The following is a 14,728-nucleotide window of genomic DNA, read 5'->3' as shown; positions in this document are numbered from 1 at the left end:
CAATCCCTTAAGTCACTGGTATTGAGGTTAACTGGATGGTGGCGGACCTGAATATGTTCCTACCATCGGACGCCCTGATTACCGAGCACCCCTCGAATCGAATCGAGGTGGAAACGTTGTCGCGGTTGTTGTCCTGCCAGTGCCGAGACTCCTTACCCGGGTGCCAGCCCGATATATAGGTGTCGAAGTTCCCCTCGGCGTAAGCGACGCCAGCAGCGAGCGTAATCGCAGCGACGATTCCCGCCGCCACCACTGAAACCCTTCGCGCAGTATGCACTATTTCCCCTCTTTCATTTTCAATTGCACCATTGATGGCATGCATTCGACACTCCACAGCCTTGGAGAGCCGAAGCGTTGCATGATTCAATGGCGTTGCCATCTAACAGCAACCTGATAAATGAATGATAAACGCGAGCTGGGTGTAGTTGCACTGCGGCACCTGACCCAGGAGAGGTGACCCTGGGATCGGCAACCTCGATGAGTTTCCGACGGCCGATGCGTGCAACCTTCGACCGTCGTCAGTGCAGCGTGTGGCCCTTGCTTCGAGCGGGCTCGAAGGCGTTGGGTGGATGTATGAAGTACACACAGCTCGGACGCACCGGACTCAAGGTCAGCCGCATCGTCCTCGGCACCATGAACTTCGGCCCGCAGACCGACGAGGCCGACAGCCACGCCATCATGGACGCCGCTCTTGACGCGGGTGTCAACTTCTTCGACACGGCCAACGTGTACGGCTGGGGTGACGACAAGGGCCGTACCGAGCAGATCATCGGGACCTGGTTCGCCAAGGGCGGCGGGCGGCGGGAGAAGACCGTCCTGGCGACGAAGGTGTACGCGCCCATGGGCGGCGACGGGGAGCGGCCCTGGCCGAACACGCACCTGCTGTCCGCCCTCAACATCCGGCGGGCCGTCGACGCCAGCCTGCGCCGCCTCGGCACCGACCACATCGACGTCTACCAGTTCCACCACGTCGACCGGGCGACGCCGTGGGAGGAGATCTGGCAGGCCATCGACGTGCTCGTACGGCAGGGCAAGATCCTGTATACCGGATCCAGTAACCACGCGGGCTGGCACATCGCGCGCGCCAACGAGACCGCCGCGCGGCTCGGCTCGTACGGGCTGGTCAGCGAGCAGTGCCTGTACAACCTCGCCGAGCGGCGCGCCGAGATGGAGGTCGTCCCGGCCGCGCAGGCGTACGGGCTCGGGGTCATCCCCTGGTCGCCGCTGCACGGCGGGCTGCTCGGCGGCGTGCTGCGCAAGGAGAAGGAGGGCGGCACGGCGCGCAGCACCAGCGGGCGCAGTGCGGAGGCGCTGAAGAACACGGCCCTGCGGGAGAAGGTGCAGGCGTACGAGGACCTGCTCGACAAGCACGGCCTCGACCCGGGCGAGACCGCCCTGGCCTGGCTGCTCAGCCGTCCCGGGGTGACCGGGCCGATCGTCGGGCCGCGCACCGCCGAGCAGCTCGGGTCGGCGTTCCGCGCGGTGGAGCTGACGCTGAGCGACGAGGTGCTGGCGGCGCTGGACGACATCTTCCCCGGGCCGGGGCCGTCGCCGGAGGCCTTCGCCTGGTAGGCGCCCCAGGGCAGGCGGCCGGTGGCGGCGGCTCGGCGCGGTCAGCGCAGGGCCGCCGCCACCGCCACCACGATGAGGGTCAGCGCGAACGCCGCGCTCATGATCAGGTTCCGGATCCTCGGGGTCACGCCCCGAGCGTAGCGGGACCGCTCAGCCGCCCAGCGGCCAGGCCGCGACCGTCTCGTAGCGCGGCTGCCGCCCGGGCTCGCCGCCGCCCGGCAGGTTGCTGCGCACCAGGCTCAGCTCGGCCGCGGTCCACGGCTCGCCCTCGAAGTCCGCCAGCCCCGCGACGTACGGCCGCAGGTTCACCGGCGTGCGGGTGCGGGCCAGGGTCAGGTGCGGGCGGTACGGGTGGTGCTCGTCCAGCGCGAGCCCGGCCCGGCGCGCTCCGGCCACCGCCGAGTCGGCCAGCCGCCGCAGGGCCGTACGGTCGCCCGCCACGCCCGCCCACAGCGCCCGGTCGGCGAACCGGCCGCCGCCCGCCAGGCGCAGCTCGTGCGGCGGGTGGCGGCGGGCGGCGCGGGCGAGCCGGGCGTGCAGCTCCGGCAGCAGCCTGTCGGCCACCTCGCCGTAGAACGCGAGCGTGAAGTGCCAGCCCGCCCGCTCGGTCCAGCGCAGGCCGTCCGCGCCGGGCAGGGCGTGCAGGGGCCGTACGGCGGCCGCCAGCTCGGCGGCGGCCGGTTCCGGGGGCAGGACGGCGGCGAAGAGTCTCACGGGGGCAGTCTTCCGGTACGGGGCGGGGGGCGGCCAGTCCGGTCCGTACAGCTCCGGGGGCGGGGCGGGGCGGCGGGGGCTCGCCGCCCGCTGCTACTTCACCGCCGCCAGCTCGTCGTCCTCCGCCCGCGCCCGCGCGCCCGCGCGGGGCACCAACGCCACCCGCCGCCGCCCGCGCCGCAGGTCCACCTTCAGCCGCAGGCCCCCGGCCCGGGCCAGGATCAGGCCGACCGCCACCGCCGCCACGGCCGAGATCAGGCCGCCCGCGGCGAAGCCCACCCGCGCGCCGTACGCGTCGGTCAGCAGGCCCATCAGCGGGCCGCCCAGGGGCGTGCCGCCGACGAAGACCATCATGAACAGGCTCACCACCCGGCCGCGCATCGCCGGGTCGGTGGCGAGCTGGATGCTGGAGTTCGTCGTGACGTTGATCGTCAGGCCGCACACCCCCACCGGCACCATCAGCGCCGCGAACAGCCAGAACGCGGGCGAGTAGGCCGCCGCCACCTCCAGCACGCCGAACAGCAGCGCCGCCCCCACCAGCAGCCGCAGCCGGGAGGCCGACCGCCGGGCGGCCAGCAGCGCGCCCGCCACGGAACCGGCCGCCATCAGCGTGTTGAGCAGGCCGTACGTGCCGGGCCCGGCGTCGAAGACGTCGTCGGCGAACGCGCTGAGCCAGATCGGGAAGTTGTAGCCGAAGGTGCCGACGAAGCCGACCAGGACGATCGGCCACAGCAGCTCGGGCCGCGCGACCACGTACGCCAGGCCCTCCCGCAGCTGGCCCTTGCCGCGTGGCGCGCGCTGCACGTGGTGCAGCTCGGAGGTGCGTATCAGCAGCAGGCCCAGCAGCGGCGCGCCGAAGGACAGGCCGTTGACCAGGAACGCCCAGCCGCTGCCGACGGCGTTGATCAGCACGCCCGCGACGGCGGGGCCGACGAGCCGGGCGGACTGGAAGTTCGCGGAGTTCAGGCTGACGGCGTTGCGCAGCTCGCCCGGGCCCACCAGCTCGGCCACGAACACCTGCCGGGTGGGGTTGTCCACGACCGTGACCATGCCCATGAGGAAGGCGATCAGGTAGACGTGCACGACGTGGACGTGCCCGCTGAGGGTCAGGGCGGCCAGCGCCAGGCCCAGCAGGCCGAGGGCGCTCTGGGTGGCCAGCAGCAGGCGGCGCTTGGGGTAGCGGTCGGCGATGACGCCGCCGTACAGCCCGAACAGCAGGAACGGCAGGAACTGGAGGGCGGTGGTGATGCCGACGGCCGTGGCCGAGCCGGTGAGGTCCAGGACGAGCCAGTCCTGGGCGATGCGGGACATCCAGGTGCCGGTGTTGGAGATGACGGCGCCGGTCGCGAAGATGCGGTAGTTGCGGATGCGCAGCGAGCTGAACATGCCGCCCGCGCGGGGTATCGAGGGGTCGCTGTGCGGTACGGGTGCGGAGTCCGCTCCGGGTCCCGTGCTCACTACGCGGTCGCCTCCTTCCGTCCTCTCCCTGTTTCCTGGTTCCCTGCCGTGTGTCGTATGCGGTCTGCCGGTCTGCTGCTGCTGGTGGTGGTCGTCCGTCCCTGGCGCCCCGGCCGCTCACTGCCCGCAACGCGTCGCGGGGCCGGGGCCGGTCGCCGGGCCGGGGCCCGGGCTCACTTCAGCTGTGCCAGCTTCTCCAGCACCGGCGCGGCGGCGCGCAGCCGGTCCCACTCGTCCTCGGCCAGCTCCCCGACCAGCTCGGCCAGCCAGGCGTTGCGCCGCCGCCGGCTCTCTTCCAGCATGGCCTCCGCCCGCTCGGTCGGCGAAACGACCTTCTGCCGGCGGTCCTCCGGGTGCGGCTCCAGAACGACCAGGCCCTTGGCCTCCAGCAGCGCCACGATGCGGGTCATCGACGGCGGCTGAACGTGCTCCTTGCGGGCCAGCTCGCCGGGCGTGGCGGAGCCGCAGCCGGCGAGGGTGCCGAGCACGGACATCTCGGTGGGGCTCAGCGACTCGTCGACGCGCTGGTGCTTCAGCCGCCGCGAGAGGCGCATCACGCCCGACCGCAGCGCGTTCACGGCCGCCGCGTCGTCGGGCACGGCGTCGGCCGACGGTGGGGTGCGGGTCAGTTCCGGCATATCTTTAGCGTAACTCATTACCTGACCTAATGAAACCCGGTGTTACGAGCGTTACCGCCGCATTGCGCGCCGCACCACGGGGCGACTCCTGCCGCTCGGCTCCGGTCCGCACGCGCGGGTCCGCATCGTCCGCACGCGCGGGACGCGTACCGTCCGCACGCGCGGGACGCGGGGACGGGTCCGCATGTTCGTCCGGCGTTGGAACGGGGTTCGCCCCCGCCTCCCGCGCGGTTCGTACCGCGGGCCCGCGCGGGTTTGTTTCCGGCCGGGGCCCGTGCGGGGCCCCGTAAGCTGGCTCCATGGCGAAGTGGACCCCGAAACACGAGGCGCCGGAGCCCTTGGAGGGCAATGTCGTCGCCACCATCACGGGCGGCACGGTCGTGTGGTTCGTCCTCTTCCTCGTCCAGCTCCCCTTCTACGGGTGGTTCGACGACCACGGCCACCTGTGGTGGCTGTGGACCTGCCTGACCGGCGGCGGCCTCGGACTGCTGGGCGTCGCGTACGTGCGCAGGCGGGACGCGGCCATCCGCCGCGCGGCGCAGGAGCGGGCCCGCGGCGCCGCCGCCGACCGGGCCGGGACCTCGCGGGCATGACACACGGGGCGCACGCGGACGTCGGCACCGCGGACCACGGGGGCGCCGCGCCGACCCACCCCGGCCTGACCGCCGCCGAGGTCGCCGAGCGGGTGGCGCGCGGCGAGGTCAACGACATACCCGTCCGCTCCTCCCGCTCGACGGGCGACATCGTCCGCGCCAACGTCTTCACCCGCTTCAACGCGATCATCGGCCTGCTGTTCCTGATCATCCTGGTCGTCGGACCCATCCAGGACGGCCTCTTCGGCTTCGTCATCGTCGCCAACACCTTCATCGGCATCGTCCAGGAGCTGCGCGCCAAGAAGACCCTCGACAGCCTGGCCGTCATCGGCGAGGCGCGGCCCACCGTGCGCCGCGACGGCGTGGCCGCCGAGATCCCCACCGCCGAGATCGTCCTGGGCGACCTCATCGAGCTGGGTCCCGGCGACAAGGTCGTCGTGGACGGCGAGGTGGTGGAGGCCGACGGGCTGGAGATCGACGAGTCGCTGCTCACCGGCGAGGCCGACCCGGTGCTCAAGCACCCCGGCGACCCGGTGCTGTCCGGCAGCTTCGTGGTCGCGGGCGGCGGCGCGTTCGCCGCGACCAAGGTCGGGCGCGAGGCGTACGCGGCGCAGCTCGCCGAGGAGGCGTCCCGCTTCACGCTCGTCCACTCCGAGCTGCGTACGGGCATCAGCGAGATCCTCAAGTACGTGACGTGGATGATGATCCCGACCGCGATCGGGCTCATCATCAGCCAGCTCGTGGTCAAGGGCGACGACTGGCGGGAGGCCGTGCGGCGGATGGTCGGCGGCATCATCCCGATGGTGCCCGAGGGCCTGGTGCTGCTGACCTCGGTGGCGTTCGCCATCGGCGTTATCCGGCTGGGCCGCAGGCAGTGCCTGGTGCAGGAGCTGCCCGCCATCGAGGGCCTGGCCCGGGTGGACGTGGTGTGCCTGGACAAGACCGGCACGCTCACCGAGGGCGGCATGGACGTCACCGAGCTGCGCGTGCTGGACGGCTCGGACGAGTCGTCCGTACGGCAGGTGCTCGCCGCCCTCGGCGCCGCCGACCCGCGCCCCAACGCGAGCCTCCAGGCCATCGTCGACGCCTACCCGGCCCCCGGGGACGACGGGCGGCGCGCCGTCGACACGCTGCCCTTCTCCTCCGCCCGCAAGTACAGCGGCGCCGCCTTCGACGGGCCGGACGGGGGTCGCAGCACCTGGCTGCTGGGCGCGCCGGACGTGCTGCTGCCGGACGGCGACCCGGCCGTGGCGGGCATCGAGGAGCTGAACACGCGCGGGCTGCGCGTCCTGCTGCTCGCCCGCGCGGACAGCGGCCGGGAGCTGGCCGACCCGCGCGTGGCCGACCGGGCGCGGGCCGTCGCGCTCGTCGTCCTGGAGCAGCGGCTGCGCCCGGACGCCGCCGACACGCTGCGCTACTTCGCCGAGCAGGAGGTGGCCGCCAAGGTCATCTCCGGTGACAACGCCGTCTCGGTCGGCGCGGTCGCCGCGAACCTCGGCCTGCCCGGCGCCGACCGCACCGTCGACGCGCGGCGGCTGCCGTCCGAGCCGGACGCCATGGCGCGGGCGCTGGAGGACGGGGCGGTCTTCGGCCGCGTCACCCCGCAGCAGAAGCGGGACATGGTCGGCGCGCTCCAGTCGCGCGGGCACAACGTGGCGATGACCGGCGACGGCGTCAACGACGTGCTGGCCCTGAAGGACGCCGACATCGGCGTGGCCATGGGCTCGGGTAGCGAGGCCACGCGCGCGGTCGCGCAGATCGTGCTGCTCGACAACAGCTTCTCGACCCTGCCGTCGGTGGTCGCCGAGGGCCGCCGCGTCATCGGCAATATCGAGCGGGTCGCCACGCTCTTCCTGGTCAAGACCGTCTACTCGGTGCTGCTCGGGCTGCTGGTGGTGTGCTGGCAGGTGGAGTACCCGTTCCTGCCCCGGCACCTGACCCTGCTGTCCACGCTCACCATCGGCGTGCCCGCCTTCTTCCTGGCCCTGGCCCCGAACAAGGAGCGCGCCAGGCCGCACTTCGTACGCCGCGTGATGCGCTACTCCGTTCCGGCCGGGATCATCGCGGGCGTGGCCACCTTCGCCGCGTACCTGGTCGCCCGGCACCACTACACGGGCGACGGCGCGCTGGAGGCGGAGACCAGCGCGGCGACGCTGACGCTGTTCGTCATCTCCATGTGGGTGCTGGCGATCGTGGCCCGGCCGTACACGTGGTGGCGGATCGGCCTGGTGCTGGCCATGGCGGCCGGCTTCGTGGTCGTCCTGATCACGCCGTGGCTCCAGGACGTCTTCGCGGTGCGGCTGGTGGGGACGACCATGCCGTGGGCGGCGGTGGGCATCGCGGCGGCGGCCTCGGCGGCGCTGGAGGTGGCCTGGCGGCTCACCGCGGCGAACGGCGACGAGCCGGGCCGCTGACGGCTGACAGATAGCAGGTGACGGATAACAGATTATGTCGTGGGCGCGTACGAGGTCGTCGGGCGGCTGATGGACGCGCTGGCGCCCGGCAGCTACCTGGTGCTGCCCCAGGGCTCGCCGATGCCCGGGGACAACAGCATCACCGCCGACGTGATCCGCGCCTACGAGGGCAAGGGCATCCGCATGGCGGTGCGGGACGAGCGGCAGATCGGCCGGTTCTTCGAGGGCCTCGAACTGGTGGACCCGGACATCGTGATGGCCCACCGCTGGAAGCCGGGCGACGAGCGGGCGGAGGCGGAGGCCGTCGAGCAGTTCATCCTCGCGGGGGTGGGCCGCAAGCCGTAGCGGGCCCCGGGCCGCACGCCGCCGCCCGGAAGCCGCCCGAGCGGGCCCGGCCTAAAGGCTGTCCCGCAATCCCTGGCGGGCTCCCGACGCCAGCTACGGCCACTCGCGGCGTTGGCGAAACGTCCGAATAGAACCACTATTCGGACGCTCCGCCGCCTTGCGATTGACCGCATCTGACGCCGCTCGCTGATCCACCAGGGATTACGGGACAGCCTTTAGTCGAACCAGCGGGCGCGGCCCAGTTCGGCCGCGCGGGTGGTGTCCTCCAGCAGCGCGGCCACCTCGAACCGCCGGGCCCACTGGCCCGCCGCCCACGCCAGGCCCGCCGCCACGCCCTCCACCGTGGCGGCGTGCAGCGTGCCGTGCGCGTACCGCCAGTCCAGCTCCGCCTCGCCGCCGTCCGCGCGGACCAGCAGCTCCTCGTGCTCGACGTACGACAGCGGCGCCTCCGGCAGCAGTTCGCGCACGGCCGGCGGCACCTCGTGCGGCTCGCCCTCGGTGACCACCGGCGCCGGGTAGGCCTCGCTCAGCCGCCGCACCTGGAACAGCTCGGCCAGGTCCGCCGCCCGGTCCGGCCGTACGGGCAGCAGGGCCCGGCCGTCCGCCTCGGCCAGCGGCATCAGGTCCGGCGCGTCCGCGACCAGCGCCTCGGCCGCGTCCACCACGCGCGGCTCGCCGCCGACCACCGCGCGCAGCTCGTCCGGCAGCGTCACCTGCTCCGGGTCCAGCTCGGCCAGCAGCCCGTAGAGCGCGTGCAGCCGTGCCGGGCCGATCTCCCGCGCGGGGTCGGCCAGCCGGGCCAGCAGTTCGGCCGCGCCGCCCGGCTCGTCCAGCAGCGCCGCCACCGAGGTCCGCACGCCCAGCGCCCGCAGCACCTGCTCGTCCTCGAACCCGGCGGCGTCCACCGCCTCGTACAGGCCCTCCAGCAGCGGGTCCGTACCGGCCGCGCGCAGGCCCGCGGGGCGGCGGCCGTCCAGCACCGGGTTGCCGCGCAGCCACCAGGCGGTGTACGAGCGCACCGACCGGGTGGTGCCGTCCGGCAGCAGCACGCGCACCGGCTCGGTGATCGCCTCGCGCAGCGGCGGCCGGGCCAGCATGGGCAGCGCGCGCGGCCAGGCGTCGTCGGCCACCAGGTCCAGGTCGCGCACGGCGAGGATCTCGGTGGCCACCGGCGGCACGGGCGTGTCCGGCAGCTGGTCGAGCACGTCCTCGCACCACACGTCGACGGCGTCCAGCAGGCCCGCGTCGTCCGGCTCGGGGTAGTCGCCGTCGCGCGGCTCCAGCTCGTCGGGGTCCAGGACCACGTCCGCGGCCCGTACGAGCGCGAAACCGGCCAGCACGCCCACCGCGGCCAGGGTCTCCTCGCCCCACCGCTCGGCCAGCTCCGCGTCGCAGGCCGCCAGTTCGCCCTCGCGCATCACCTGGTCGAAGGCGCTGCCGGGGAACACCAGCTCGCCCGCGGGCGCCGGCTCGCCGTCCTCGTCGGGCAGCGCGAGCGCCGCCAGCCACGGCTCGTCACCGGGCGCGAGGCCGGCCCGCCGCGCCAGGCCCAGGACCAGGTCGGCCAGCTCGTCGGGGTCTGAGGCGGCGTCCTCGTAGGCGTAGTCGTCGTCCAGGGACCGGGCGACGGCGGCGCGCACCTGCGGCGTGGTGAGCACGGCGCGCGGCGTCGCGGGCGTGGCGCCCAACTTCTCCAGCAGCGGGTGCGCGGCCTCCGGGTGCGCCACCTTCAGGCCGAGCCGGGCCAGCGCCCGGTGCTCCCCGGCCACCGGCTCGTCCCCGGGCAGCGGCAGCAGCACCTGCCGGGGCCCGATCGTCGTCCGCCCGTCGGCCAGCGGCACCGGCAGGCCGCTGAGCCGGTCCGGATCGGTCCCGGACAGCGAGTCGTACAGCCGCCACCACCACGACGGCGGCCGCTCCACGCCCGCGAGCCGGTCGGCCGCCTCGCCCAGCGGCACCCGCGCCACGCCGAGCGCGCGCAGCTCGGAGCGGCGCTCCAGCCCGGCGGGCAGCAGGTTCGGGAACAGCTCGGCCAGCACGGCCACCGTCTCCGTCCCGGCCCCCTCCAGAACCTCCGCGTCCACCGGCCGGACCGCGGCTTCCCGTACGTCCTCTCCGTCCTCCTGCTCGCGCGGGGCGGCGCTGGGCAGGAACGGCACGCGCGGGAGCGCGTCCAGCACCCGGCCGCGCAGCGCGCCGTCCAGCTCCCCGCGCCCCAGCGGCCCGGGCACCAGCCCGATCACGCCGGTGTCCACCGGCTGCCAGGCGCGCAACAGCTCCGTGTACGCCTCGGCGGCCCGCGCGGCGAGGTAGTCCGCGAGCGGCCCCGGCGCCACGTGGCGGCGGGTCGGCTCCAGCGGGAAGGAGGCGATGAGCAGGGCGGGGAAGCCCAGCGGCTCGTCCGTGGGCGTCGGCGCGTGCACCACGGGCGCGGTGCGCGGCGGCACCGGCGCGCCGTCGGCGTCCACCGGCGCCGCCCAGGTCACCGACCACACCGGCCGCAGCCGCTCCTCCACCGGCCGGTCCGCCAGCAGCGCCGGGTCCAGCGCCCCGGCCGCGCTCGCGGTGCGCCAGCGCCGTACGTCCCCCTGGTCCTCGATCACCACGTACGGGCCGTCCTCGCGCCGGGTCAGGGTCCGTACGCCCTCCCCGGTCTCGACCACCACCTCGGCCAGGCCCGGCAGGGCCAGCAGCAGCGCGTCGTCCACCCCGGCCAGCAGCCGCCGGGCCACGTCCCCGGCGGCGCCGTCGCGCAGCGGCAGCACCACGACGGTGTCGTAGCCGAGCGGCGCGGCGCCCTCGGCGGGCAGCGGCAGCCGCAGCAGCGGCACGTGCTCCTCGCGGCGGCGCAGCTCCTCGGCGAGCCCCGGGCTGCCCGCGGCCGCGGCGCGCGTCAGCTCCCGCGCCTCCGCCAGCGACCACCGCACGCCGCCGGTCCGGCCCAGCAGGGCGGGCTCGTCGCTCACCGCGAGCACCGCCGCGAACCCCACCCCGAACCGGCCGACCGCCCGCCCCGCGGGCTCGTCCCGCTTCGCCGACGCCCGCAGCGTGGACAGCGACTCCACGCCCGCGGCGTCCACCGGGGCGCCGGTGTTGGCCGCCGCCAGCACGCCGTGCGCGCCGCCCTCCGCGCCGGTGTGCAGCGTCAGCCGCAGCCGCCCGGGCACGCCCGCGCGGGCCGCCGCGTCCGCGGCGTTCTGCGCCAGCTCCACCACCAGCCGGTCCCGGTGGCCGCCGAGCGCCAGGTCCTCCTCGGCGTTCGCGTCCTCCCGGAAGCGCGCGGGCGACGCCGCCCAGGCGTCCAGCACCGCCCGCCGCAACCGCCCGGTCCCGAACGGATCCATGCCCTCGCTCGCGCCTCGAACCCATGCCGTGCCGCTCACGTCTCGCCTCCGTCGGTCTGGCTGCTAGGGGCGAACGTACCGCCTGCGACGCGGCACGCGCGTACCCGGGTGCCGTCGCGCGGCGGGCGCGCGGCCGCCGGTGACGCGCGAACTTCGCGCTGGCGACGCGCGGGTGTCCGCAGGCCGAAAGCACGCGCGAGCGCACGCGGAAAGGAACGCCGACGCAGATCCCCGACGACGGAAGGAGACGGACCACCGCAACCGGCGGCCCCACCGGACCCTGCGGCCGGGGCGGGACGGACGACGGCGGGAGACCGAAGGACGGAACCGGGGCCCACCGGAACCGGGGGCCGACGACGGCGAGGAGCCGCAGGACTGGACAGGCAGAGCCCCCACCGGGGCGAGGCCAACGACGGCGAGTGACCGAAGAGGACGGAACCGTCGGCCCCGCCGGAACCGGGGGCCGACGACGAGACGGGAGGGGCCGGGGGCGCAGGGGCAGGGTCCTGGACGTGACCGTATATTTACGTATTTGGGCGGCGGGTTCCGGTTCACTCAAACCCTGGGCGCAGGCCGCCTAAATGCGTAAATATCCGAGTCCAGGACCCTGCCCCGGAGCCCCCGGCCCCGCACCAGCCCACGCACCCCGGCACCCCACCCACCCCGCCCACATAAAGTCACGAACGCCGGGAATGCGACGCTCATGCGCGAACACCGGCGACCAAGGGGACCAAGGGGGCCAAGGCGCCCAAGGGGAGCAGCCCCACCAAGCGGGGCAGCCCCGTCAGGAGTAGCCCAGCTCCTCCTCCGGCACCCCCGGCTCCACCGAGCCCCCGGTCCGCTCCGGATGGAGCACCATCGGCTCGATGACGGTCTCGTCGATCACGGGCGGCGGCGGCTGCGGCGGCCTCGGCATGACGGCCGCCTCCGAGTGCCCCCCGCACCCGTACGCCAGGGACACCACCCGCCCGTCCGCCGGACTGAACTCGTTGGCGCACACCCCGAACGCCTGCCGCAGCGATCCGGCGACCGGCACCAGGAAGCCGCAGGTGAGGCAGGAGGCGGGAGCGGCCTGCGCCATGGCGGTGCGCGGCCCGTACGCCTCCTCCCAGCGCTCGGCGGCCAGGTGCAGCCCGTACCGGGACAGCACGCGCGCCCGGCCCATGCCCAGCTGCTGGGCGATATCGGCGATGCTGCCCCGGACCGGCGGCAGGTCCTGGGCGGCGGGCGGACCGGCGGTCACGTCGGCCTCTTCGACGGCGGCGAGCTGCTCCATCTCCTCCGAGACGGCGGAGTCCGGCGGCGGGGCGTCCTCGCCGGAGTAGCCCGGTTCCAGCCGCAGGTCGTCGGCCTCGGTGGGCAGCAGGTCGCCGGGCCCGAGGTCGCCGGGGCGCAGCCGCTCGCTCCAGGGCACCCACTGGGGGGCGAGCATGGCGTCCGGACCGGGCAGCAGCACGCTCTCGTCTACGGTGACGGTCTTGGCCCGGGACGCCCGGGCGACGGTCACCGCCCAGCGCCAGCCCCGGTAACCGGGCTCCTCGCAGGCGAACAGGTGCGTGACGACGCGGTCCCCTTCGGCGACGGCGCCCACGTGCTCGCCGACCGTCCCCGGGCGCGCGGCCTCCTCGGCGGCAGCGCGCGCGAGTTCGACCGCTTCGACGCAAGCGCGGTCAGGGGTACGGCTTCGCATCGCAGCACACACAGGATCGATTCTCTCCTCAACACGCCGTTCCTCAACACGCCGTCTGACGGGCGCCGGACCCGCGCGGGGGTAGGTGCCGGGGGTGGCGCGTTATGCACGCTACCTTGTCCTGGCGCGGCCGACCCACCCTCGGACGCCGCCCTGGTGCCACCATGGATGGGGTGAAAGCCATGTCGTCCCTCTCCTCCTCACAGGCCTCACAGGCCTCCTCCGCGCGGCCCGGTGACTTCCGGGCCTTCCGGACCGGCCCGTCCGGAGACGGCCGCCTGCGGCGCGCGGCCGGCTGGGCGACCCGGCCGTTCGCGGCCGTGGGCCGCCGCGTGCGCCGCGCCACACACGCGCACGGCGCCGGCGAGTCCGGTCTGGGAAAACTGACCGAGCTGCACGCCGTCAACTCGGCGGGCGACATGCTGGTGACCGTCGCGCTCGCGTCGACGGTCTTCTTCTCCGTACCCACCGACGAGGCACGCGGCCGCGTCGCGCTCTATCTGGCGATCACCATGGCGCCGTTCGCGGTGCTCGCGCCGGTGGTCGGCCCGCTGCTCGACCGGCTGCCGCACGGCCGCCGCGCGGCGATGGCCGGGGCGATGCTGGCGCGCGCGCTGCTGGCGCTGACCATGGCGGGCGCGGTGGCGGGCGGCGGCCTTGAGCTGTATCCGGCCGCGCTGGGCGTGCTGGTGGCCTCGAAGGCGTACGGCGTGGTGCGCTCAGCGGTCGTGCCGCGGTTGCTGCCGCCGCGCTTCTCCCTGGTCAAGGCGAACTCCCGGGTGACGCTCGCGGGTCTGGTGGCCACCGCCCTGGCGGCGCCGCTGGGCGCGGGGCTGCACCTGATCGGGCCGAGCTGGCCGCTGTACGGGGCGTTCGCGGTGTTCGTGGTGGGCACGTTCCTGTCGTTCACGCTGCCGCCGAAGGTGGACTCCTCGGAGGGCGAGGCCAGGGCGAAGCTGACCACCGGCGAGCGGCACCTGCACCTGCCGGCGGCGGCCAAGGCGAAGGTCGAGGCCAGGGCGGCGGCGAGGACGGCGGCCAGGGCGGCGCGGGCCGCGGCCCGGGAGGAGCGCAGGGGCAGGCGGCCGGGGCTGCGGACGGTCGGCACGTCGGTGCTGCACGCCCTCCAGGCCTGCTCGGCGCTGAAGACGCTGTCCGGATTCCTCACGCTCTTCCTCGCGTTCCTGCTGCGCGAGCACCCGATCAGCGGCCTGAGCCCGGAGTTCTCGCTGGGCCTGGTGGCGATCGCGGCGGGCGGCGGCAACGCGCTGGGCACGGCGCTCGGCTCGTGGCTGCGGGCGCGCGGCCCGGAGACGATCATCGCGGTGGTGCTGACGTCGGCGCTGGGCGTCATCATCACGGCGGCCGTGCTGTACAACGTGGTGCTGCTGGCGGCGGTCGCGGCCACGGCGGGCATCTCGCAGGCGCTGGGCAAGCTGTCCCTCGACGCGCTGATCCAGCGGGACGTGCCCGAGGAGGTCCGCACGTCGGCCTTCTCCCGCTCGGAGACCACGCTGCAACTGGCGTGGGTGGTCGGCGGCGCGGTGGGCATCCTGCTGCCGCTGAATGGCGTGCTGGGCATGGCGTTCGCGGCGCTGGTGATCGGGCTCGGGGCGGCCACGACCGTACGCGGCCTGCTGGCGGCCGGCCGCCGCCGCTCCCCGCACCCGCGCGTGGCGTGAGCCGGAACGCCCGGTAGCCTGCCGCCATGAGCGATACGTCCCGGTCCGCGGCGGCCGGGCGCGCGGCGGACGGCGGGCGACGGCGCCGGGTGCTGGTCGTCACGGCGGTGACGGCGGAGCGGGACGCGGTGGCGCGGGGCGTGGGCGGGGAGCACGACGCGGACGGCGCGGCGGCGGACGAGCCGAAACGGCCGGTGCCGTACGGGCCGGAGCGCGCGGCGCCGGGCCCGGCCGGAACGGGCGCCGCGGCCGGGACGCCCGAGCCCGCGTCCGACCCC

At 74.6% G+C, this 14,728-nt stretch carries 10 protein-coding genes and 1 pseudogene; 6 read left to right on the top strand and 5 right to left on the bottom strand.

What is annotated here, in order from left to right:
• The first annotated feature begins 573 nt into the window (after positions 1 to 573).
• Positions 574 to 1,572 (top strand): aldo/keto reductase, encoded by a 999-nt coding sequence (locus tag RKE29_RS20065; protein ID WP_312006849.1) that lies wholly within the window; start codon positions 574 to 576, stop codon positions 1,570 to 1,572.
• Positions 1,573 to 1,722: 150 nt separating this feature from the next.
• Here RKE29_RS20065 and thpR read toward each other — a convergent pair whose 3' ends face one another.
• The 3 genes from thpR to RKE29_RS20050 form a co-directional block, all read right to left on the bottom strand.
• Positions 1,723 to 2,286 (bottom strand): RNA 2',3'-cyclic phosphodiesterase, encoded by a 564-nt coding sequence (thpR, locus tag RKE29_RS20060; RefSeq protein ID WP_312006848.1) that lies wholly within the window; start codon positions 2,284 to 2,286, stop codon positions 1,723 to 1,725.
• Between the two features lie 93 nt (positions 2,287 to 2,379).
• Entirely contained in the window at positions 2,380 to 3,744 is a 1,365-nt protein-coding gene (locus RKE29_RS20055) for an MFS transporter (protein WP_312006844.1), read from the bottom strand.
• Positions 3,745 to 3,917: 173 nt separating this feature from the next.
• Positions 3,918 to 4,382, bottom strand: a complete 465-nt coding sequence (locus RKE29_RS20050) for a MarR family transcriptional regulator (RefSeq protein WP_312006843.1) — start codon at positions 4,380 to 4,382, stop codon at positions 3,918 to 3,920.
• 299 nt (positions 4,383 to 4,681) lie between these two features.
• Here RKE29_RS20050 and RKE29_RS20045 point away from each other — a divergent pair, with 299 nt between their 5' ends.
• Genes RKE29_RS20045 through RKE29_RS20035 form a run of 3 tightly spaced genes read left to right on the top strand, consistent with a single transcriptional unit; the run spans position 4,682 to position 7,734 of the window.
• Entirely contained in the window at positions 4,682 to 4,975 is a 294-nt protein-coding gene (locus RKE29_RS20045) for a DUF2530 domain-containing protein (protein ID WP_312006842.1), read from the top strand.
• On the top strand, positions 4,972 to 7,389 hold the full coding sequence (locus RKE29_RS20040; RefSeq protein WP_312006841.1) for a cation-translocating P-type ATPase: 2,418 nt from the start codon (positions 4,972 to 4,974) through the stop codon (positions 7,387 to 7,389). Before RKE29_RS20045 ends, RKE29_RS20040 begins: the two co-directional genes overlap by 4 nt.
• 39 nt (positions 7,390 to 7,428) lie before the next feature.
• Positions 7,429 to 7,734 (top strand): SAM-dependent methyltransferase, encoded by a 306-nt coding sequence (locus RKE29_RS20035; protein ID WP_312006840.1) that lies wholly within the window; start codon positions 7,429 to 7,431, stop codon positions 7,732 to 7,734.
• Positions 7,735 to 7,949: 215 nt separating this feature from the next.
• On the opposite strand, the gene RKE29_RS20030 is transcribed toward RKE29_RS20035, so the two are convergent.
• Complete coding sequence (locus RKE29_RS20030; protein ID WP_312006851.1) at positions 7,950 to 11,078, bottom strand: sacsin N-terminal ATP-binding-like domain-containing protein; 3,129 nt, start codon at positions 11,076 to 11,078, stop codon at positions 7,950 to 7,952.
• Between the two features lie 784 nt (positions 11,079 to 11,862).
• A complete protein-coding gene (locus RKE29_RS20025) occupies positions 11,863 to 12,768 on the bottom strand; it encodes a DUF3027 domain-containing protein (RefSeq protein ID WP_312006838.1) in 906 nt (301 codons plus the stop codon).
• Positions 12,769 to 12,950: 182 nt separating this feature from the next.
• Here RKE29_RS20025 and RKE29_RS20020 point away from each other — a divergent pair, with 182 nt between their 5' ends.
• Positions 12,951 to 14,450, top strand: coding sequence for an MFS transporter (locus RKE29_RS20020; RefSeq protein WP_312006850.1), 1,500 nt, complete (start codon positions 12,951 to 12,953; stop codon positions 14,448 to 14,450).
• Between the two features lie 26 nt (positions 14,451 to 14,476).
• Positions 14,477 to 14,728, top strand: a pseudogene (locus RKE29_RS20015) (hypothetical protein); the annotation flags it as partial.

The sequence above is a fragment of the Streptomyces sp. B1866 genome (assembly GCF_031932565.1).
In the GTDB taxonomy this organism is placed as follows: Bacteria; Actinomycetota; Actinomycetes; order Streptomycetales; family Streptomycetaceae; genus Streptomyces.
The sequence above is the reverse complement of the archived record's forward strand: the minus strand, read 5'-3'. Positions and strand labels throughout refer to the sequence as shown.

What these genes read in the sequence shown, in the direction of transcription:
- RKE29_RS20040 (WP_312006841.1), top strand. Translation starts at nt 4,972, where the DNA reads ATGACACACGGGGCGCACGCGGACGTCGGCACCGCGGACCACGGGGGC.
- RKE29_RS20065 (WP_312006849.1), top strand. Translation starts at nt 574, where the DNA reads ATGAAGTACACACAGCTCGGACGCACCGGACTCAAGGTCAGCCGCATC.
- RKE29_RS20050 (WP_312006843.1), bottom strand. Translation starts at nt 4,382, where the DNA reads ATGCCGGAACTGACCCGCACCCCACCGTCGGCCGACGCCGTGCCCGAC.
- RKE29_RS20025 (WP_312006838.1), bottom strand. Translation starts at nt 12,768, where the DNA reads ATGCGAAGCCGTACCCCTGACCGCGCTTGCGTCGAAGCGGTCGAACTC.
- RKE29_RS20020 (WP_312006850.1), top strand. Translation starts at nt 12,951, where the DNA reads ATGTCGTCCCTCTCCTCCTCACAGGCCTCACAGGCCTCCTCCGCGCGG.
- RKE29_RS20045 (WP_312006842.1), top strand. Translation starts at nt 4,682, where the DNA reads ATGGCGAAGTGGACCCCGAAACACGAGGCGCCGGAGCCCTTGGAGGGC.
- RKE29_RS20030 (WP_312006851.1), bottom strand. Translation starts at nt 11,078, where the DNA reads ATGGATCCGTTCGGGACCGGGCGGTTGCGGCGGGCGGTGCTGGACGCC.